This window comes from Aeromonas sp. R1-2, from assembly GCF_040908505.1.
GTDB classification, from domain to species: Bacteria; Pseudomonadota; Gammaproteobacteria; order Enterobacterales; family Aeromonadaceae; genus Aeromonas; species Aeromonas veronii.
On sequence record NZ_JBFODU010000012.1, the window covers coordinates 206391 to 225097 of the forward strand.

General features: G+C 61.0%; 20 protein-coding genes. 4 read left to right on the top strand and 16 right to left on the bottom strand.

Features of this window, described 5'->3' with window-relative positions; genetic code table 11:
* Positions 1 to 14: 14 nt before the first annotated feature.
* The 7 genes from AB5Y76_RS04385 to AB5Y76_RS04415 all read right to left on the bottom strand — a co-directional run bounded on the left by AB5Y76_RS04385 (position 15) and on the right by AB5Y76_RS04415 (position 6626).
* The gene (locus AB5Y76_RS04385; RefSeq protein WP_263716939.1) at positions 15 to 1457 is read right to left on the bottom strand and encodes an ATP-binding protein; all 1443 of its coding nucleotides are present in this window, start codon (positions 1455 to 1457) and stop codon (positions 15 to 17) included.
* On the bottom strand, positions 1454 to 2140 hold the full coding sequence (locus AB5Y76_RS04390) for a response regulator (RefSeq protein WP_005335091.1): 687 nt from the start codon (positions 2138 to 2140) through the stop codon (positions 1454 to 1456). Before AB5Y76_RS04390 ends, AB5Y76_RS04385 begins: the two co-directional genes overlap by 4 nt.
* A 130-nt stretch (positions 2141 to 2270) precedes the next feature.
* The gene (locus tag AB5Y76_RS04395) at positions 2271 to 2903 is read right to left on the bottom strand and encodes a tetratricopeptide repeat protein (protein WP_263716938.1); all 633 of its coding nucleotides are present in this window, start codon (positions 2901 to 2903) and stop codon (positions 2271 to 2273) included.
* Position 2904: 1 nt separating this feature from the next.
* Positions 2905 to 3774, bottom strand: a complete 870-nt coding sequence (locus tag AB5Y76_RS04400) for an SDR family oxidoreductase (protein ID WP_263716937.1) — start codon at positions 3772 to 3774, stop codon at positions 2905 to 2907.
* Positions 3775 to 3808: 34 nt separating this feature from the next.
* The gene (locus AB5Y76_RS04405; protein ID WP_263716936.1) at positions 3809 to 4462 is read right to left on the bottom strand and encodes a TenA family transcriptional regulator; all 654 of its coding nucleotides are present in this window, start codon (positions 4460 to 4462) and stop codon (positions 3809 to 3811) included.
* Positions 4459 to 5955 (bottom strand): AMP-dependent synthetase/ligase, encoded by a 1497-nt coding sequence (locus AB5Y76_RS04410; protein WP_263716935.1) that lies wholly within the window; start codon positions 5953 to 5955, stop codon positions 4459 to 4461. Before AB5Y76_RS04410 ends, AB5Y76_RS04405 begins: the two co-directional genes overlap by 4 nt.
* Positions 5952 to 6626 (bottom strand): thermostable hemolysin, encoded by a 675-nt coding sequence (locus AB5Y76_RS04415; protein ID WP_263716934.1) that lies wholly within the window; start codon positions 6624 to 6626, stop codon positions 5952 to 5954. The genes AB5Y76_RS04410 and AB5Y76_RS04415 overlap by 4 nt, the downstream gene beginning before the upstream one ends.
* A 144-nt stretch (positions 6627 to 6770) precedes the next feature.
* Here AB5Y76_RS04415 and AB5Y76_RS04420 point away from each other — a divergent pair, with 144 nt between their 5' ends.
* Positions 6771 to 7418: a class I SAM-dependent methyltransferase gene (locus AB5Y76_RS04420; protein ID WP_263716933.1), complete on the top strand. Its 648-nt coding sequence runs from the start codon at positions 6771 to 6773 to the stop codon at positions 7416 to 7418.
* Positions 7419 to 7459: 41 nt separating this feature from the next.
* On the opposite strand, the gene AB5Y76_RS04425 is transcribed toward AB5Y76_RS04420, so the two are convergent.
* Both AB5Y76_RS04425 and AB5Y76_RS04430 read right to left on the bottom strand, forming a co-directional pair.
* Positions 7460 to 8848, bottom strand: coding sequence for an FAD-binding oxidoreductase (locus AB5Y76_RS04425; protein WP_263716932.1), 1389 nt, complete (start codon positions 8846 to 8848; stop codon positions 7460 to 7462).
* A 28-nt stretch (positions 8849 to 8876) separates the two neighbouring features.
* On the bottom strand, positions 8877 to 9800 hold the full coding sequence (locus tag AB5Y76_RS04430; RefSeq protein WP_263716931.1) for an ABC transporter six-transmembrane domain-containing protein: 924 nt from the start codon (positions 9798 to 9800) through the stop codon (positions 8877 to 8879).
* 107 nt (positions 9801 to 9907) lie between these two features.
* Here AB5Y76_RS04430 and AB5Y76_RS04435 point away from each other — a divergent pair, with 107 nt between their 5' ends.
* The 3 genes from AB5Y76_RS04435 (at position 9908) to AB5Y76_RS04445 (ending at position 12674) form a co-directional block, all read left to right on the top strand.
* Positions 9908 to 10501, top strand: a complete 594-nt coding sequence (locus AB5Y76_RS04435) for a TetR/AcrR family transcriptional regulator (RefSeq protein WP_236354447.1) — start codon at positions 9908 to 9910, stop codon at positions 10499 to 10501.
* A gap of 105 nt (positions 10502 to 10606) precedes the next feature.
* Positions 10607 to 11833 (top strand): winged helix-turn-helix domain-containing protein, encoded by a 1227-nt coding sequence (locus AB5Y76_RS04440; protein ID WP_263716930.1) that lies wholly within the window; start codon positions 10607 to 10609, stop codon positions 11831 to 11833.
* 91 nt (positions 11834 to 11924) lie between these two features.
* Positions 11925 to 12674, top strand: coding sequence for an ABC transporter substrate-binding protein (locus AB5Y76_RS04445; RefSeq protein ID WP_139473663.1), 750 nt, complete (start codon positions 11925 to 11927; stop codon positions 12672 to 12674).
* A gap of 89 nt (positions 12675 to 12763) precedes the next feature.
* Here the strand turns inward: AB5Y76_RS04445 and AB5Y76_RS04450 are convergent, their stop codons facing one another.
* The 7 genes from AB5Y76_RS04450 to frdA form a co-directional block, all read right to left on the bottom strand.
* Positions 12764 to 13888 carry a M20 family metallopeptidase gene (locus AB5Y76_RS04450; protein ID WP_263716929.1) on the bottom strand — a complete coding sequence of 375 codons (1125 nt, stop codon included), beginning with the start codon at positions 13886 to 13888 and terminating at the stop codon, positions 12764 to 12766.
* A gap of 25 nt (positions 13889 to 13913) precedes the next feature.
* Positions 13914 to 14381, bottom strand: coding sequence for a YjiG family protein (locus tag AB5Y76_RS04455; RefSeq protein ID WP_005335063.1), 468 nt, complete (start codon positions 14379 to 14381; stop codon positions 13914 to 13916).
* Positions 14378 to 15106 carry a nucleoside recognition domain-containing protein gene (locus AB5Y76_RS04460; RefSeq protein ID WP_005335061.1) on the bottom strand — a complete coding sequence of 243 codons (729 nt, stop codon included), beginning with the start codon at positions 15104 to 15106 and terminating at the stop codon, positions 14378 to 14380. The genes AB5Y76_RS04455 and AB5Y76_RS04460 overlap by 4 nt, the downstream gene beginning before the upstream one ends.
* 252 nt (positions 15107 to 15358) lie before the next feature.
* Complete coding sequence (gene frdD / locus AB5Y76_RS04465) at positions 15359 to 15715, bottom strand: fumarate reductase subunit FrdD (protein ID WP_263716927.1); 357 nt, start codon at positions 15713 to 15715, stop codon at positions 15359 to 15361.
* Between the two features lie 10 nt (positions 15716 to 15725).
* Positions 15726 to 16124 carry a hypothetical protein gene (locus AB5Y76_RS04470; RefSeq protein WP_005335058.1) on the bottom strand — a complete coding sequence of 133 codons (399 nt, stop codon included), beginning with the start codon at positions 16122 to 16124 and terminating at the stop codon, positions 15726 to 15728.
* 16 nt (positions 16125 to 16140) lie between these two features.
* Positions 16141 to 16875 carry a succinate dehydrogenase/fumarate reductase iron-sulfur subunit gene (locus AB5Y76_RS04475; protein WP_263716926.1) on the bottom strand — a complete coding sequence of 245 codons (735 nt, stop codon included), beginning with the start codon at positions 16873 to 16875 and terminating at the stop codon, positions 16141 to 16143.
* A complete protein-coding gene (gene frdA, locus AB5Y76_RS04480) occupies positions 16868 to 18652 on the bottom strand; it encodes a fumarate reductase (quinol) flavoprotein subunit (RefSeq protein ID WP_005362288.1) in 1785 nt (594 codons plus the stop codon). The genes AB5Y76_RS04475 and frdA overlap by 8 nt, the downstream gene beginning before the upstream one ends.
* Positions 18653 to 18707: the final 55 nt, after the last annotated feature.

Below are 18707 nucleotides of genomic sequence, written 5' to 3' on the forward strand. Positions count from 1 at the left end.
TTGTCATTTTCGGATCAGGGCTGGGAGTGGGTGTGGGTCGGTAGCCAGACGCTCACCTCCAGCCCCCCTTCCGGCCGGTTGTGGACATCGAGGTCGGCGCCGTGCAACTGGGCGATGCGCGAGACGATGGCCATGCCGAGCCCCACGCCATCCCCCTGCTGGGGATTGACCCGAAAGAAGCGTTCATACAGCCGGGGCAAGGCGTTGGCGGGAATGCCGGGGCCGTTGTCGCTCACATCTACCCTCACCCGGTTGCCCTCTCGCAGTACCCGCACCCTGATCTCGCCCTCCGGCTGGGTGTAGCGCAGCGCATTGTCGATGAGATTGCTGAACAGCAGTTCGAGCAGGGTGGCCTGTCCCATCACCAGCTGCGGCAATTCACACTCCAGCGATAGCTGCTGATCCTTCTTGAGCGCGATGGGTGCCAGGGTCGCGAGGGTGCCTTGCAGCAGGTGGCCTATCTCCAGCTCGGTTAGTACCAGTCCCTGCTGGTTGTCGATACGGGCCTGGGTCAGCAGTTGGCGGATCAGCCGATCGCTGCGGTCTAGGGCTTGCAGCATCTTGTGCAGGGATTGCTGGCGGCTCACTTCATCTTCGGCAGCCAGGGCATTTTCACTGTGGATCCGCAGCACCGCCAGCGGGGTGCGCAGCTCGTGGGCCGCCTCGTTGGTGAACTGTTTCTCCCGCTCTATGGTCTCCGCCAGCGCTTGCATCAGCCGGTTGATCTCGTTGGTGAGGGGCGTCAGCTCCTGCGCGCTTATCTTGAGGCTGAGCGGGCTCAGGTTGGCGGGGTGACGTTCGCTGATGGCCTGGGCCAGCTGACGCAGGGGGGCCAGCCCGCGGGTGATGAGCCACCAAAGCAGGGCCAGCAGAAAGGGCAGGGTGATCAGCAGCGGCAGCATGGTGAGGGTGGCCATCTTGCTGGCCAGTTCGCTGCGCTCGTCGTCCCGCTCGGCTACCACCAGCCAGGTCTGCTCCTGCTGGTTGTAGAGAGTGAAGGTGCGCCACTGGTGGTTATCTTTTTCGACCGTGTCGAAGCCGATAGCCAGGGTGACCAGCGGCTGCTCCGGGGCGCTGGGGGCGCGCAGCAGCAAGCCGCCCTTTTCATCGAGCAGCTGGAAGTAGAGATTGCGTTCGAACTCGTGGCCGTAAGGGGTGATCTCCCGATCCTCACCGGTCAGGTTGAGGCTGGGGTCTTTTTGCCACTCATCGGGGTTCTGCGCCTCCCACTCCTGATAGACGGTGCCGTTGGCGGGCAGCTGCCCCTGCTGGGCCATATAGCGAGCCAGCAGCTGGTTGGTGATGCGGGCCGACTGGGCGAGGCGGGCATCAAACAGCTCCTCCATCTCGTGGCTCGCCTCCATGTAGCCGATAAAGGCGCTGATGGTGAGACTCAGGCTCACCAGCGTCAGGATACCGGTGAGCAGAAAGCGGCGAATGGAGCGGGGGCGTTTCATCGTGCGGGTGTCCGGCTTGGCTGTTCGAGCTGGGGAATGATGTAGCCGACCCCGCGAATATTGCGGATGAGGTCGCTGTAGAACTTCTTGCGCAGATGGTGGATATGCACCTCTACCGCGTTGCTCTCGGCCCCTTCATCCCAGCCGTAGAGGCTCTGTTGCAGCTGATCCTTGCTCAGCACCCGGCCGCTCTGGCTGATCAGCTCCTGCAGCAATTTGTATTCGTGGGGGGTGAGTTTGACCGCTTCCCCCTGATAGGTGACCTGCTGGGATTCGGGATAGATAAGGATATCACCATACTCCAGCACCGCTTGAGCCTGCCCCTTGCTGCGGCGAACCAGGGCTCGCAGACGGGCGTTGAGCTCCTGCAGGGCGAAGGGCTTGACCATGTAGTCGTCGGAGCCGGCATCGAGGCCGACTACCCGATCGTCCAGCGCATCGCGGGCGGTGAGGATCAGCACCGGCAGCTGGTGTCCTTCACGCCGCAACTTGCGCAGCAGGCTGAGGCCATCGATGTCGGGCAGGTTGAGATCGAGGATCAGGGCGGCGAACTCGTCGCTCTTGAGGGCTGCCAGAGCGGGCAACCCCTGTTGCAGCCAGTCCACCGTGTAGCCGCTATGGCGCAGTGCATCCTGCATACCATCCCCCAGCATCACATCATCTTCCACCAGCAGGATCCGCATTCTTTTCTCCCTGTTTGTTGGGTGTGGCGATCTGGCTCAGCGCCAGGGCGTGCCGTGGCATAAACAACCCTGCCCACCAGTATGCAAGCTGGTGGGCAGAGTTTAAATAGTTCTTTGATCCATCAGGGTTTTATAGCTTGGCCAGCCGATCGCGGATCTCCATTCTGCGCCCTTCATCGGCCACTTCGCGACCCGGGCGGGCCGGGGCGGCCAGCGCCTTGTCGAGGTAGGTTTTGGCCTCGGCCTTGCGACCCTGATCCAGCAGGAAGTCGCCATAGAAGAAGTTGGGATCGATGCCATCGGGATTGATGGCCAGCGCTTGCTTGAGCAGTTGTTCTGCCTTTTCGTCATCGCCAAAGCCGACCGGCCAGCCGGGCACCTGATAGTAGAGGGAGCCCAGGCTGGTATAGGCGGAGCCGTCCAGCGCCTTGGGATCCTGCTTGAGCGCCAGCTCCAGCTTGGCCTTGGCCTCTTTCACCAGACCCAGTGCCCCCAGCCCCCCTTTGGCCCCCGCCCAGGTGCTCTTGACGATGGCAGACCAGATCAGCAGATCGGCGCGAAAAGGCTCCTTGGCGCTGGCCGCTTCGGCCTGGGTGCTCAGGGTTTCGAGGCAGCTCTCTTTCGCCTTGCCGCTCTGTTGATACTGGCAGACGGCCCACTGTTGCTGGATGGGGATGAGGGCATCACTCGCGGCCATGACCGAGGAGGACCCCAGCAGGATGGCGATGGCACAAGAGGTCACTGATTGACGGGAAAAATTCATATTAATGCTCCTTCTTGGTCGGGATCGGGCGGGACAAGTCTGGTTGTGGCGCACTGTTTGCGCCGGCATCAGTCGTCCCTGGCTGAAGATGACGGGCATAACGTTTGATGATCGGCAGCTGTCTGGCCAGCGCCTTGTCGACGATGCCGGGCAGCAGGGCATTGAGCCGCACGAACAGCTTTTCCGGCCAGCCGAGCCAGCTGCGGCGAGTTTCGTTGCACAGGGCGATGACGGCCTCTTCGGCCACCTCCTGCGGGCTGTCGGTCTGGGTGCCGAGCGCTGCATTCATCTCGTAAGCCGCTTCGGAATTGAGTTTGGTGCGGGTGGCGCGGGGGGCAAAGTGCAGCACCTTGATGCCGCTCCCCTCCAGCTCCCGTCCCAGCGCTTCGCTAAAGCCGCGCAGGGCAAATTTGCTGGCGCAGTAGACGCTGTAACCGGGGTAGCCGATGCTGCCCAGGCTCGAGCCCATGTTCATGATGATCCCCGGCTTGCGCATGGTTGGCAGCAGGGCACGAGTGAGCTGGATGGGCGCCTCGATATTGAGCAGCAGCTGGCGCTCCACCTGCTCGAAGCTCTGATCTTCCAGCCAGGCAAACTGGTTGCAGCCAGCGTTGTTGATCAGGATGTCGATCCCGTCCTCCAGCGCAGGGTGTTGCAACAGCTTGGCCCGCTCCTGCGCAGAGCCGAGGTCGGCGAGCACCACCTGATGGCGCTCGGGATGAGGCAGTGACTTGCGCAGCCGCTCCAGTGCCGGGCCGCGACGTCCGTGCAGCAGCAGGTGTGCCCCCTGGGCCGCCAGCTCCTGCGCCAGCTCCTCACCTATGCCACCACTGGCGCCGGTGAGCAGCACGAGTTTCCCTTCAAGGTTCATGGTGTGGGTTCCCTTTTTGCTGTCTGCTGCCGATTTACGCAGTGGCGGTGAGGTTGTAGAGCATCTCGCCATAGAGGCGGTAGACCACCTTGGCCCCGTGGATGATGGCGGCCTGATCTGCCGGGCTCTCGACCTTATCCATCAGGGATTCAAAGAACTTGAGGTGCTCCTGATCCAGGGCGCCGTGGGAACTCAGGTAGCTCATCGCCTGGGGTGGCAGGCCGAGACCCTTTTTCAGCTGGTCGGCGACGGTGAGGGCGATGGCCACGCTGGTGCCTTCCAGTACCTGCACCATGCCGAAGAAGCCCATGGGGTTGCCGCGCTGGATCTGGTCGTAGAGGAAGGCGACCATCAGCTCGATGGGCAGCCCGGGCTGGCCGTGGCGCACCGTCTCGGCATCACCGCCACAGGCGCGGATATCGTTGAGTATCCACTCCTGATGGCCATACTCCTCGTCGATGTATTCGGCAATGGCGCCGCGCACCCACTCGTACTCCTGACCCAGCTTGCCGCCGGTTGCCATCAGCAGCGGAACTGTGTGGCGCACGTGGTAGTAGGCCTGCGCCAGAAAGGCGAGATAGGTGTCACGGCTGATATCGCCACGGCGACAGGCTTCGATGATGGGGGCGTTGAACAGATGCTCACGCTCCTGGGCTGTGGCTTGTTGCAGAGTCTGGTAGAAGCTCATGACGATTCTCCTGTAAGGCATTGGCTGATTTGCCGGGAAAAGTGTTGGTAAATCTCGTTGCGACGGGGGCGCCCGTTGGCGGTCAGCAGGCCGGGATGCTGGTCGAGTGCCACCGGCAACCAGTGGTGCAGCCGGGCATAATCGGGCAGCCGCTGGTTCAGACCGGCGATCTGGCGTGGCAGATCCGCCTCTTTGCCCGGCAGGGGCTGGATCAGCGCCACGTTGGCAGGCTGACCATCGCCAAAGACCACGATGCGGGCGATGGCGGGGCAGAGCTGGGCCTCGGCTTCCACCCACTCGGGGGAGAAGTTGCGGCCAAAGGCGGTGATCTGGACATTCTTCTTGCGCCCGGTGATATGGAGGTAGCCTTCATCATCCAGATGACCCAGATCGCCTGTGGCGATCTGCATGGCAGAAGGTTCGCTGGTGGCGATCTGTTCGGGAGTCGGTGCGTTGCTGCCGAGATAGCCCAGCATGGCACTGCCGCTCACCATAATTTCGCCGTCGCTGGCGATGGTGACCTGACAGTGGGGCAGGGGGCGGCCGACGCTGCCGGGCTTGTCAGCATCCGGGCTGTTGAGCGCCACCACGGAGCCGCACTCCGAGAGGCCATATCCCTCATACACCGGCAGGCCGAGCTGGCGGGCATGTTTGATCAGGTCTGGGGCTACCTTGCCGCCACCGACGGCAATAAAGCGCAGGCTCTTGAGCTGCTGGGCCAGCGTCGGTGTGCTGGTGCAGAGCGCCAGCAGCAGGCGCAGCAGTTCGGGCACCAGCACCAGACTGTGGGTCGGCCAGCGCAGCAGCGCCTCCCCCAGCATGGCTGGATTGAGCGAACTGGAACCGGTGAAACCGAGCTCCCCGAGGGACGGAATGCGGCTGCAGGCGCCGGTCAGCAGTGGCACATAGAGGCCGGTGATGTTCTCAAGCAGGGTGGCCAGAGGTAGCAGGGTGAGGTGTTTTTCCACCTTGGCTGGCGCGACCCGCTCGGCCAGCGCATGGCTCACCGCCATCATCTGGGTCAGTGACAGGCAGACGCCCTTGGGCTGGCCCGTGGTACCGGAGGTGTAGGTGATCTTGGCAGTGCCCTTGGGCAGCGCTGGTCGATTGGCCGGGGTATGGCGCCAGAGCGGTATCTCGCCGGTGATCAGCGAGATCGGTTCGGCGGCATGCCACCCCTGATGATGTGGGCCTACCAGCGCATCGGCACCGCTGCTCTCCAGCAACCAGGCCTGCTGGGCCTGACTGAAGAAGTGGGGCACCGGGATCACCACGATACCGGCGCGGGTGCAAGCGAGATCCAGCAGCGCCCAGGGCAGGCCGTTGTCAAGTTGCAGCGCCAGACGGCTGATGTCGAGCTGTTGCAGCTGGCTGGCCAGACGCTGGATCTGTTGCCACAGGGTTTGGTAATCGAGACGCTGCTGGTTGCTCAGCAGCGCAGGGGATTGCGGATGCTCGTGGGCATGTTTGGCGATGGCGTCGAACAGGCTCATTGGGCGCACCTTTTTTGATGGGGCTGGTTATCACTGCTCTTGCCAGCATCGTCAAACAGGGTTGGCATGGGGGCCAGCAGATTGAGCAGCAGGCTGCTCTGGGCCAGCACCTCGCGCCCCTGATTGATGTCGCCCACCATCACCTTGGGTTGGCAACGGTAGTACTCACCCCAGGCGTCGGCGTCGGCCCCCACCTGATGGGCCTGTGCGGGGGCCAGCTCAACCGGATTGAGTTGCAGGCGGGCAAAGCTGTTGCGCAGCTTGGCTGTGCCGGTAAAGACCACGTAGTCGAGGGCGTTTTCACACAGCAGACGACACAGTGCCGCGAACATCAGGCGGGCATTGCCCGGTTCGCTGCAGGCCAGATTGCCCACTTCGATAATGCGGTTGCGTACCGGATAGACCCCGAGGCGGGTATTGATTGCGGCCTCGATGGGTTGATCCAGATACTGTTCCAGATAGAGAGTCCCCTCACTGGCATGATTGAGACCACAGGCACCGACCAGCGTCCCGTCGGCCCGATAGAGCCCCAGCAGAGAGGGGAGGAAATGGGGGATGCGGGCGTTGAACTCGAGGGTGTAGGCGGCCTGGATATAGGTTTGCAGCGCCATGACCTGCTGCGGGGACTTGGCTAGCAGCAATCGGTAGGGGGCCTGGATCTCGATGGTCATGGGTGACTCCTTCTCTTGCGATGGTTTGAGAGTAAAAGGGCAAACTTAAGAAACCCTTAAGGAGCAAAAAAAGTTGTCAGCGAGGCAGCGGGCAGGCAATCTGCGCCGCTGTTATCCAACAGGAAGCCCCCAAGAGGAACCGCCATGTCATCCACCGTCAGCTGCCCCCTGTGTGCCAGCAATCGCAGTTATCCCCTGCCGGTGGCGGGCAAGCACTATCATCGCTGCCTCGCGTGCGAGCTGGTCTGGCTGGATGAGGTGGATCATCTGGATGAGGCTGCGGAGAAGGCGGTCTATGACGGTCATGACAATCGGGTGGATGATCCCCGTTATCGCAGCTTTCTGATGCGGGCTTTTGGTGAGGTGCTGGCGCGGGTGCCAACCCCTGCCAGTGGCCTCGACTTTGGCTGTGGCCCGGGGCCGGCGCTGGTGGCGATGGGGCGCGAGGCGGGTTACCAGATGGCGGGGTATGACAAGTTCTACGCAGATTTTCCCGAGTTGCTGACGCGTCAGTATGACTTCATCACCAGTACCGAGGTGATCGAGCATATTGCTGAGCCGCGCACGGTGCTGGCGCAGTTGTGGGATTGTCTCAAGCCCGGCGGCCTGCTGGTGCTGCAAACCCAGCGGGTGCTCAGTGACGAGCGGTTTAAAAACTGGCGCTATCGCCACGACCCGACCCACATCGTCTTCTTTGCCGAGGCATCGTTTCAGGTGTTGGCCGCTCGCTGGCAGGCCGAACTCAGCTTCCCCCACGCCGATGTGGCGGTATTGCAGAAAGGCACGCCCTGAGGCGTGCCTTCGTCTGTTACTCGTCGAGTTCTTGCTCGGCGCTACTCCTTGTAGCCCTTGTCCTGCCACTGGTAGTACATCAGGGCAGATTTGACGCCGATTGACTTGAACGGCTCTGGCGGCAGCCACATCGGCAGACTCTGCTCGGCGTGGTTGAACCAGGGGTGCCCCTTGCCCTGATAGAGGCTGGCTACGATGTCGCCAAACAGGAAGGAGAGGTTGATGCCGTGGCCGTTGTAGCCGAGGGCATAGTAGATGTTCTTGTGAGCCCCCATCACCCCCACCGCTTCGGTGCTGTCGCCGGTCATGCCGAGCACCCCGTCCCACACCTGCTCAAATTTGATCCCCTTGAGGGCCGGATAGAGGGTCACCAGCTCGGTCATCATCATTTCGCTGACCCGGTTAAGATCGCCCTTGTAGTTGAGGCCGTCGTTGAAGACGTACTCGGCATTGCCGCCACCGATGACGATGCGGTTATCCGGGGTCAACACCAGATGGAACAGGATGTTGCGGGTGTCGTAGTAGGGCACCCGACTCTGCCACTGGATGGCGGCCAGCTGTTTTTTGGTAAGCGGCTCGGTGACGGCGCTCTGGGCGTGCACCGGAAAGACCCGGCCGCTGAAGTAGCCAAGTTTTGAGGTATAGCCGTTGGTCGCCAGCACTATGCTGTCGGCGGTCACCTTGTACTTGTCGGCCACATTGAGCTCGATCTGCTTGCCCTCCTTGATCCCCAGTACCGGGCTCTGCTCATAGATGGTGACGCCCGCCTGCTCCACCGCCTTGCGCAGGGCATTGACCAGCTTCATGGCGTGTACCTGACCGCCATTGGGGTCGTAGACCGCCCCCACGTAGCGGTCGGTGCCGAGTTTTTCCTCGGTGGTATCGGCGTTCCAGTACTGGAGCGGGATGCCGAGGCGATTGGCGGTTTTCACATAGTCGCGGTACTCGGCGATATCTTCCTCATCGAGGATCGCTTCCACATAGCCATCGAGCTTGAGGTCGGCCTCGACGTCGGTTGAGGCGACCAGCGCCTGCAGCTTGCGCATGCTGGCGACGGTGAGATCGTAGTGGCGCTTGCTCGCTTCCCCCTCTTCGTAGAGGTCCATCACCTCGGAGCCCGGCAACACCATGCCGCCGTTGCGGCCCGAGGCACCGCTGCCCACCTGCGTGGCTTCGAAGATGGCGATCTTGAGCGACGGATTGGCCTTGGCCAGATGCCAGGCGCTGGAGAGGCCGCTGTAGCCGCCACCTATGATGGCGATATCCACCTTCAGGTCTTGCGCCAGCGGGGCACTCTCCTCTGCCGGTTTCTCCTTGAACCAGTAGCTGGTGTTGGGCTCAAAGTCGCTCGTCTTGGGGCCGCAGGCGGCGAGGAAAAAACAGCTGATGCACATGGTCAACGCTCGTTGGCAAAGGGTGGTCGGATTCATCTTCTACTCCGGTTACAGATACAAAATATCAAATCATTTCATCGGGTTGGGCGGTGTTGACCCGGCGACCTATGTCTCTCAGCCGGGCCAGCTGATCGGCAAGACCGGGCCCCTCATCCAGGCTGGTGACAAAGTTCCAGAGGTAGGTCATCACAGCATAGACATGGCCTGCCGAGACCTGGGGTTGGGCCATCAGCATGGTGATGGCCAGCAGGAACAGCAGGGAGGCGCTGATGCCGACCGCCAGAAAAGCGAGTGCCTCCCGATCCGAAATCCGGATTCGGAGCCAGGCCAGCGCGCGGTAGTGGCGGGCGAGGCTGGCTGATTGGGCATGGGTGACCAGTTTGACCTCGTGTTCCAGCCGATCGTTGAGCCGCTCGTGCAGCAGCTGGTTCTTGCGCGAAAAGCCGGGCAGCAGCAGGCCGAACAGCAGCAATACCCCCATGCAAGCGATGCCGACCCAGAACTCGATCACCATCAGCATCATGGCCGCCCCGACGATGGAGATCAGGCTGGTGGCCAGGATCGGGATATGTTTCTCGAAGAAGTCGACAAACTCCCGCGCCAGGGTGACCCGCGCCACTATGGTGGATTGCCCCTCTTGCTGCTGGCGCTGGGTCAGGATCACCGGCACCGCCAGTGCCGCATAGATATGGGTAAAGGTGCGGGTATCGACCGCCCTGCGCAGGGCGCCGATGAGCCAGAACAGCAGCACGATGAGGGCGTAGCTTGAAGCCTGCCACCACTGGCCCTTGACGATGGCGTCGATGGCAAAGCCGGCGAACAGGGGATAGACCACCAGCAGGATGTTTTCGAGGGCCACCAGCGAGAAGGTGCCCGCCAGCTTGAGGGGATTGGCCCGCGCAATCGCCCCCAGCGAACGACCGGCCGAGTGTGGCAACGGCGTGGCCTGCTCGTCGCAACTGGCTGCCGAAGTGGTTGGTGTTGTCATGGGTTATCTCCTAAGATGTCGGAAACGCCAAGTTTGAGCGAGTGCTCAAAGTTTGTTTGAGCGACTGCTCAAAGTCAAGCAGATCGATTGATATCGCAGGAGGTCAGATGGCACGCCCATCAGCAGAACAGCGCAAAGAGATGATCATCGAGGCCGTACTGGCCCTGTTTCGAGAGAAGGGAATGGCGGCATCGTCAACCCGTGATATTGCCGAGCGCACCGGTCTGGCGCGCAGTCACGTCTACCACTACTTCAAGGATTGGAAGGAGCTCTGCCTCTGCGCCGTGGAGCGCTTCACCAGTCAGGAGATCGCCGAACAGCGGGAGTGGTTGTTGCCGCTGCCAGCCCGCGAAGCGTTGCCGCTCTTTGTGCGGGACAACCTGCCGACCAGTCAGGATGCCTCCTGGGCCATCTATCTGGATGCCTGGAACGAGTCACTGCGCGATCCTGTGTTTGCCGAGAGCTACCGCAAAATCATTCTGGCGTGGCGGGAGGTGCTGGAGCAGATCCTGCAAAAGGGGATCGACAGCGGCGAGTTTGTGGCGGGCGATGCCCGGCGACTGGCGCGTCAGATCACCTCCCTCATCAACGGCTATGCCGATGACCTTATTCTGGAGCCGACCCCCGAGACGGTAGAGGCCACTTATCAAGAGATCATGCTGGTGGTGAATCTGCTGGTCTTGCCCCCGGCCCACTCATAGCGGCGCAGGTACACAAGGGGGGAGGCGTGCCAGCGTGGTGCCTCCCCCGGTTTTGTTGGCTATCCGCCGGGCGCGCGATGGTCATATTCCAGGGAGCGGTTGTTGATGTCGATTACCCATTTGTCACTGCAAGATGCCCGTCATCTGCAACTGGCGGCGCAAGGGCTGCTTGCCCCCCGTCGCTGCAAGGCGACCCCGGCCGATCTGCTGGCCACCATTCGCCGCATGGCGCTGCTGCAGATCGATACCATCTCGGTGGTGGCGCGCAGCCCCTATCTGGTGCTCTTTAGCCGGCTTGGCCAGTATGAACCGCGTTGGCTGGAGCAACTGCTGGCTGACGGCGAGATCTTCGAATATTGGGCCCACGAGGCCTGCTTTGTGCCCCGCGAAGATTACCGATTGCTGCGCCACCGGATGCTCGACCCCGTCGCCATGGGCTGGAAGTTTTCGGCCAACTGGCTTGCCACCCATCAGCAGGAGATTGGCCAGCTTATCGAGCGTATTCGCCACCATGGCCCGGTGCGGGCGGCTGACTTTGAGCGCACAACAGGCAAGGGGAATGGCTGGTGGGACTGGAAACCGGAGAAGCGCCATCTGGAGGTGTTGTTTACCACCGGTCAGCTGATGGTGCGGGAGCGGCGCAACTTTCAGCGGGTCTATGACCTGGCCGAGCGGGTCATCCCCGAGTGGTGTGATGAGCGGGATCTGCCGAGCACCGAGCAGGCGCAGCGGGATATGGTGCGCGCTAGCTGCCGGGCGCTGGGGCTGGTCAAAACCGGTTGGGTGGCGGACTACTACCGGCTGCGGCGCGGCAAATATGACGCCCTGCTCCATCAGCTGGCTGATGAGGGTGAACTGTTGCCGGTACGGGTGGAGGGGTGGCAGCACGGCGCTTTTGTGCACGTATCTCTGGCCGATGAGCTGGCAAGGGCACAGGCGGGCACCCTCAAGGCAACCCATACCACCGTCTTGTCGCCGTTCGATCCGCTGGTGTGGGATCGCAAGCGGGCCAGTGAACTGTTCAACTTCGACTATCGCATCGAGTGCTATACCCCGGCCCCCAAGCGTCAGTACGGCTACTTCGTGTTGCCCTTGCTCCATCGTGGCAAGCTGGTGGGCAGGATGGATGCCAAGGCCCATCGCCAGCAGGGGATCTTCGAGGTCAAGAGCCTCTATCTGGAAGCCGGGGTGAGAGTGACCCGCACGCTTGCACAGGATCTGGCGAAAGCCCTGCAAAAGCTGGCTGACTGGCATCAGACGCCGCAGCTCCGTTATGGTGCCATTCCGGCCAATTTGCTGACGTTGTGGCATGAAAGCGCCCCTGCAAAGTGAGCACTATCCCTTCTGGGCTAAGCTGCAAGAGGGATAAACAGTTCGGGAGCGGGAGATGAGACGAGCGGCAACATGGTGGGTGGGATTGGCGATGGCCATCTTGTCCCCCGCGCTATGGGGGCAAGAGCCACCAGTGAAGATCTGTCTGGGGGAGGGCAACGAGTGGGCCCCCTTTACCTACTGGGAGCGCAAGGACGGGGTGCCCGATACCAGCCGCCTGACCGGTTCGGCGACGACGCTGGTGCTCGATTCATTACAACAGAGCGGGCTCTCGCACCAGATCCGCTATCTGCCCTGGGCGCGGGTGCAGCAGGAGCTGGCGGATTATCGCCAGAATGGTCTGTGCGAGCTGACCTGGGATGCCAGCTACAAGCCGGAGCGGGCCGAGTTTGCCTTCTACAGCGTTCCCCTCTATTACACCCACCTGGGTTTCTTCTATCTCAAGCGCCGCTACCCCGAACCGCCGGATCTGCAGACGGTCAATCGTTCCCGGGTGTGCGGGGTGATTGGCTACAACTACACCCCCTACGGGCTTGCGCAGGAGCCACGCCGGGTCAAACAGTTGCAGCAGGCGCTCGACATGCTGGAGCGGGATCGTTGCGACTTTCTGCCGAGCGAAATCGAACCTCTGGTGGCAGGCATCAGCCTTGGCATCTACCGCAGCGAGAGCGGGTTGCTCAATCTCGCCCTGCCCAGCCGCAAGGGATTCTATCTGCTGGTGAGCAAGGGCTCCCCCCGCGGTCACCAGCTGGTGAACATCCTCAATCAGTCGCTGGTGGCATTTCAGGAAGGGGGGCATACGGATGAGGTGATGCGCCGCTTCTTGCCACCGATGGAGTAATAGCGAAGGGGGGTTGTCATTCAGGGGGAGCAGATAAACAGAGGGCCAGCCGGTGCAAACCGGCTGGCCCTTTTTTACGTGAGAGGCTCTCAGGCCGCCAAGCGGGTCAGTACCTTCACCAGCAGCTCGATGCGCGGGGCAATGCTGGCCAGATCCAGATACTCCTCGTCACTGTGGAAACCGGCACCGATAGGGCCCAGACCATCCAGAGTGGGGATGCCGAGGGCGGCAGTGAGGTTGGCATCGGAGCCGCCCCCTACCTCTTGCCAGCGAATGGGCAGCCCCAGTTCGGCGCCGCACTCCTCCACCAGTTGCATCAGTGCCTGAGTGCCCTCTGACGGCACCATGGCCGGTTTGTGGGCCTCGCGGGTCAGCTGGATGGTGACGCCGTCCAGATGGGGCCGCTCGGCCAGGGTCAGCAGATGATCGTCGATCTGGTGGTACTCCTGATTGTCCCAGAAGCGGACGTCTACCACGGCGCTGGCATGGGCCGGCACTATGTTGGCGCCATTGCCCCCCTCGACAATGCCGATGTTGAGGGTGGTGCCGCTCTCGAAGTTGGTCAGGGCGTTGATGGCCAGGATCCAGTGGCCCAGCTCGGTGATGGCACTGCGCCCCTTCTGCGGTTCGTTGCCCGCGTGAGCCGCCTTGCCGGTGAAGTCGATGCGATAACGGGCCATCCCCTTGCGCGCCTTGACCAGCGAGCCATCGGCTCGGGCCGCTTCGGCCACCAGCACCTGTTTCGCCTGTTTGGCCACCGCTGCCAGCCAGTCGCTGGAGTGCAGGGAGCCGATCTCCTCGTCCGGGTTCATGCAGACGCAGATGCTCAGGCGATCGCGCACCTCGCGGGGCAGTTCACGCAGGGCATAGACGATGTTGAGCAGGCCGGATTTCATGTCGGAGACACCGGGGCCGTAAGCGCGCTCACCATCGATGCTCATCGGGCGGGCAGCGGCGGTACCGAGGGGGAAGACGGTATCCATATGGCCGATCAGCATTACATCGATCTGCGCCGCATCAGGCTGGTTGCGGATCTCCAGCCCCACCCCGGCGGCGCCGCAGTCGACCCGCTTGATCTGCCAGCCGCCCATCGTCTCATATTTGGCGGCCATCAGGTCGGCCACTGCCGCAATGCCCGGCTGGTGCAGGGATCCGCAATCCAGATTGATCAGCGGGGCCAGTTCGGTCAGGTATTGATCCAGAGAAAAAGTCATTGCTTGCTCCACTATCAGGTTCGGGTCAGAGAAGGATGTTCATCACCAGCATGGCGCCGAAGGCGTTGAGTACCGAGATGGCGACCATGATGGGGATGTAACGCCCTTCGGTGCCGATGCAGCCGAGGATGCGGCCCATGTACTGTACCTGGGAGCCCATCAGGTAGATGGCTGGCGCCAGAATGGCGATGTGGGTGCCGTTGAGGATCCCCTGATCGAACAGGGTGATGACCACACCGACTGCGCCCCCCATCGACATCCAGGCGCCGATCAGCACGGCTGCCGCCTCACCGGGCAACCCGAAGATGGCCATGACAGGGGAGAAGATGGCGCCCATGGCATCCAGCGCGCCGGTGATCTGCAGCGCCTTGATGATGACGAAGGCCATCAGTACGTTGGGTACGGTGGAGGTGGTGGCGATGACCCAGCCCTTCTTGGCCCCTTCGACGAAGATATCGGTGACGATGGGTTTCTTGATGTTGGCCTGGCTCATTTGGCTTGCTCCTGAGTGTTGAGGGTCTGCTGGGTGTTGTTATCGGTCTGCTTGCCTTCGCTCATATTGAGGTAGACTCGGAACAGGTTGGCCCCGACAAATTTGAAGGCGAACATCACGATGACAGCCAGACCGATGGAGGAGCTGACCGCCGGGCTGCCATCTGCCAGCGTCAGGGTGAACAGCACTGCACCGGAGGAGAAGAAGTTGACGATGGTGGCACCAGCGGAGAACTGGAACATGGTGAACACGTCGGTTTCACGCTTGGTGATGAGCCCTTCATCCTTGAGTTGGCGGGTCATGGCGGCACCAGCATCGGTACTCTGCAGGGAGGCGATCAGCGCCAGACCGGTATTACCGGGGATCCCCATCAGTGGACGCAGCAGCGGGGTCAGCAACTTGCGGGCCGCTTCCAGCGCGCCGTAGTGCTCCAGTACGTTGATCATGCCGAGGGCGAACATCACGGTGGGGATCAGGGTCAGGGCAAACAGAAAGCCATCTCGCGCCCCGTTGCCCCCCTTGCCGCGCATGTCGGTCATGGCGGTCTTGATGCCGTCACCATTCTCGCTGACGCTCTGGACCATGGTACCGAACGAACCGTTCAGCGTGGTGAAATCGAATACCCCGTACCACTCGCCGGATTGCAACAGTCCGGAGAAGAAGACCACGGCGAAGGCCAGTGCCAGGTAACTGCCTATGCTCACCGAGCGTGTTTTGTCTGTCATTAGCTAGCTCCATATGAATAATTATTTAATCTGAATAATTATAATTGATATGGATGTCACTAAATTGATGGTGGTCAAAATGGTTTGCTACAAATGACGAATGTATTGGGGTTATGTGACTGTGATCGCCATATGCTTGGACGATAATCTGGTTTTTATCGAATTGTTTGAGTGAATAAAAAGCAGGGGCGGGATAGCGGGGCAATAAAAAACCGGGCACGAGGCCCGGTTTGGTCAATCAGTCAGATGTGATTACTGGAGTACCAGTACCATCAGCAGGCCGACGGTAATGGCAGATACCAGGAAGGCAAAGCCATAGAACACATAGTGGTGCAGCTTGGTGGTGTGGATCCCCAGATCATGCAGACCGTGGTAGATACGGTGCATGCCGTGCCAGACTGGCAGGGCGATGATCACCAGCAGGATGCAGGCACCCCACCAGGAGCTGGCGAACGCGTGCACGCGGTCATAGCTCATGGTTTCCACGTCCATGATGCCCATGGGCACCAGCAGACCGGTGATGAGGACAATGACCGGCAGCAGCACGGCAACGACCATGCCACCCGCACCAAACAGACCCCAGTAAATTGGTTCGTCAGAACGTCTCATTGTTTTCTCCTCAGGCCACGATGATCAGGACAAGCAGGGACACCACCGCCAGCGCCACATACTGGGCGAGAACGATCGGCTTCTCCGGTACCAGGTCTTCACCACGGAAGATACGCATGGCTTTCGGCGCCAGGGCGAACCAGGTTTTGGCATGGAACAGGCACGCCGCCAGAGCGACGACATGGAACAGGATGGCGATCGGGCTTTGCAGGGATTCCAGCCAGCCGTTGAACGCTTCCTGACCCTGAACCAGGCGCATCAGGCCCCACATCAGCACAACGGCGTAGATGGAGACGAAGATACTGGTGCCTTCACGGATCATGTAACCGGTGTAGAAGGCGTTCTTCAGCCACCAGTCTTTCTTCATTTCGCGGACGTAAGGTTTACGTTTGCTATCAGTGTTGTTCATGGTCTCAATCCTGCTCTCAATCTGGCTTGAACATGGCGATCATGTAGTCCTTGGCGCTTTCGACCTTGCCAAGCTGGATGGCCGCCGCCGGATCGACGCCTTTCGGGCACACTTCGGAGCAGTAGCCCACGAAGGTACAGCCCCAGACGCCTTCGTCCTGGCTGATGATGCGCATACGCTCTTTGGCGCCGGCATCACGGTTGTCGACGTTGTAGCGATAGGCCAGAGCCAGTGCCGCCGGACCGGTGAACTTCTTGTTGATGCCGTACTGCGGGCAGGCCGCGTAGCAGAGACCACAGTTGATGCACTGGGAGAACTGCTTGTACTTCGCCATCTCTGCCGGAGTCTGGATGTACTCGCCATCGCACAGGGTGCGCGGCTCGCTCGGGATGATGTACGGCTTGATGCTCTCCAGCTTCTCGATGAAATCGGACATGTCGACCACCAGGTCACGCTCGATCGGGAAGTTGTTGAGCGGCTCGATGGTCATCTTGCCCGGCAGATAGTCGCGCAGGAATGCCTTGCAACCCAGCTTGGGAACACCGTTGACCATCATGCCGCAGGAGCCGCAGATCGCCATCCGGCAGGACCAGCGGAAGCTCAGGGTAGAGTCCAGGTGATCCTTGATGTACTGCAGGGCGTCCAGCAGAGACATCTCTCTCTGGTATGGCACCTGGAAGGTTTGCATCCAGGGCTCGTTATCCTGTTCCGGACGGTAGCGCAGGATCTCAATTTCAATCATCTCAGCCATTCTTCTTAGCCTCGTCTTGTTTCTCACCCTCGGAGCCGTACACGCGTTTTGCCGGCTGGGACTTAGTGATCTTCACATCGGAGTAATCGATGGAGGGCGTTTCGCCATTTTGGTAGAACGAGAGCGTGTGCTTGAGGAAGTTCACGTCATCACGCTCTTCGTAACCATCCAGACGCTGGTGGGAACCGCGGGACTCTTTACGATTGATGGCGGAGTGCGCCATGGCTTCAGCCACGTCCAGCATGTAGCCCAGTTCGATGGCGTACAGCAGATCGGTGTTGAAGACAGAGGACTTGTCGTTGATCTTGACCTTTTTGTAACGGGCTTTCAGCTCGTTGATCTTGTCGATGGTGCCCTGCATCAGCTCTTCGGTACGGTAGATACCGACACCGGCTTCCATGGACATGCCCAGTTCGTTGCGGATATCGGCCGGGTTTTCGGTACCGTCTACGTCCATCAGGGAGAGGTGCTGCTTGATGAGCGCCTCGGCCTTGGCGGCCAGGGCTTCGGTGTTGCCATGCTTCTGAGTCTTGGCAAATTCACCTGCCTGCTCACCGGCCAGCTTGCCGAATACCACGATCTCGGACAGGGAGTTGGAACCCAGACGGTTGGCACCGTGCAGACCGACGGAGGCACATTCGCCCGCGGCGTAGAGGCCGGGCAGACGGGTGGCACACTTGTTGTCAGTCTCGATACCACCCATGGTGTAGTGGGCAGTCGGACGTACCGGGATAGGCTCTTTGGCCGGATCCACGTTGACGTAGGCTTTGGCCAGTTCGCAGATGAACGGCAGACGCTCTTTCAGGTACTTCTCGCCAAGGTGACGCAGGTCGAGGTGAACCACATCGCCCATCGGGCCCTGAATGACGCGGCCTTTCTGCTGCTCTTGCCAGAATGCCTGGGAAACACGGTCGCGCGGACCCAGTTCCATGTATTTGCTCTTCGGCTGGCCGATCGGGGTTTCCGGGCCCAAGCCGTAGTCTTGCAGGTAGCGGTAGCCATCCTTGTTCAGCAGGACGCCACCCTCACCACGACAACCTTCGGTCATCAGGATGCCGGTGCCCGGCAGACCGGTCGGGTGATACTGGACGAACTCCATATCACGCAGCGGTACGCCGTGACGGTAGGCCAGTGCCATGCCGTCGCCGGTGACGATGCCACCGTTGGTGTTGTAGCGATAGACACGGCCAGCGCCGCCGGTTGCCACGATCACGGATTTGGCCTGGATGAAGCGGGTGATACCGTTCTGGATGTCGAAGGTCAGTACGCCCTGAACGCGGCCATCGTCCACGATCAGATCAAGACAGAAATGCTCGTCGAAGCGCTTGATGCTCGGGTATTTGACGGAGGTCTGGAACAGGGTGTGCAGAATATGGAAACCGGACTTGTCTGCGGCGAACCAGGTACGCGGAACCTTCATGCCACCAAACGGACGCACGTTGGCTTTACCATCCGGCTTGCGGCTCCAGGGGCAACCCCAGTGCTCCAGTTGGATCATCTCTTTGGTCGCGTTGTTGACGAAGTATTCCACTACGTCCTGCTCGCACAGCCAGTCACCACCGGAGACGGTGTCGTTGAAGTGGTTTTCGAGGGAGTCGTCATCACGGACGACACCGGCGGCGCCGCCTTCGGCAGCAACCGTGTGGCTGCGCATCGGGTAAACCTTGGAAATCAGGGCGATGTCCAGGTCTGGCTGTGATTCGGCTATAGCGATAGCGGCGCGTAAGCCGGTACCGCCAGCACCGATGATGGCCACATCGGTCTTGATAATATCCACATCTGCCTCCTTAGGGATAGATTTGCTGGGCACGATTTTGCTCTATGAAAAAAAT

Bases quoted from the DNA above. Each gene is read 5' to 3' on its own strand.
- AB5Y76_RS04385 (WP_263716939.1), bottom strand. From the start codon at position 1,457: ATGAAACGCCCCCGCTCCATTCGCCGCTTTCTGCTCACCGGTATCCTG.
- AB5Y76_RS04390 (WP_005335091.1), bottom strand. From the start codon at position 2,140: ATGCGGATCCTGCTGGTGGAAGATGATGTGATGCTGGGGGATGGTATG.
- AB5Y76_RS04395 (WP_263716938.1), bottom strand. From the start codon at position 2,903: ATGAATTTTTCCCGTCAATCAGTGACCTCTTGTGCCATCGCCATCCTG.
- AB5Y76_RS04400 (WP_263716937.1), bottom strand. From the start codon at position 3,774: ATGAACCTTGAAGGGAAACTCGTGCTGCTCACCGGCGCCAGTGGTGGC.
- AB5Y76_RS04405 (WP_263716936.1), bottom strand. From the start codon at position 4,462: ATGAGCTTCTACCAGACTCTGCAACAAGCCACAGCCCAGGAGCGTGAG.
- AB5Y76_RS04410 (WP_263716935.1), bottom strand. From the start codon at position 5,955: ATGAGCCTGTTCGACGCCATCGCCAAACATGCCCACGAGCATCCGCAA.
- AB5Y76_RS04415 (WP_263716934.1), bottom strand. From the start codon at position 6,626: ATGACCATCGAGATCCAGGCCCCCTACCGATTGCTGCTAGCCAAGTCC.
- AB5Y76_RS04420 (WP_263716933.1), top strand. From the start codon at position 6,771: ATGTCATCCACCGTCAGCTGCCCCCTGTGTGCCAGCAATCGCAGTTAT.
- AB5Y76_RS04425 (WP_263716932.1), bottom strand. From the start codon at position 8,848: ATGAATCCGACCACCCTTTGCCAACGAGCGTTGACCATGTGCATCAGC.
- AB5Y76_RS04430 (WP_263716931.1), bottom strand. From the start codon at position 9,800: ATGACAACACCAACCACTTCGGCAGCCAGTTGCGACGAGCAGGCCACG.
- AB5Y76_RS04435 (WP_236354447.1), top strand. From the start codon at position 9,908: ATGGCACGCCCATCAGCAGAACAGCGCAAAGAGATGATCATCGAGGCC.
- AB5Y76_RS04440 (WP_263716930.1), top strand. From the start codon at position 10,607: ATGTCGATTACCCATTTGTCACTGCAAGATGCCCGTCATCTGCAACTG.
- AB5Y76_RS04445 (WP_139473663.1), top strand. From the start codon at position 11,925: ATGGCCATCTTGTCCCCCGCGCTATGGGGGCAAGAGCCACCAGTGAAG.
- AB5Y76_RS04450 (WP_263716929.1), bottom strand. From the start codon at position 13,888: ATGACTTTTTCTCTGGATCAATACCTGACCGAACTGGCCCCGCTGATC.
- AB5Y76_RS04455 (WP_005335063.1), bottom strand. From the start codon at position 14,381: ATGAGCCAGGCCAACATCAAGAAACCCATCGTCACCGATATCTTCGTC.
- AB5Y76_RS04460 (WP_005335061.1), bottom strand. From the start codon at position 15,106: ATGACAGACAAAACACGCTCGGTGAGCATAGGCAGTTACCTGGCACTG.
- frdD (WP_263716927.1), bottom strand. From the start codon at position 15,715: ATGAGACGTTCTGACGAACCAATTTACTGGGGTCTGTTTGGTGCGGGT.
- AB5Y76_RS04470 (WP_005335058.1), bottom strand. From the start codon at position 16,124: ATGAACAACACTGATAGCAAACGTAAACCTTACGTCCGCGAAATGAAG.
- AB5Y76_RS04475 (WP_263716926.1), bottom strand. From the start codon at position 16,875: ATGGCTGAGATGATTGAAATTGAGATCCTGCGCTACCGTCCGGAACAG.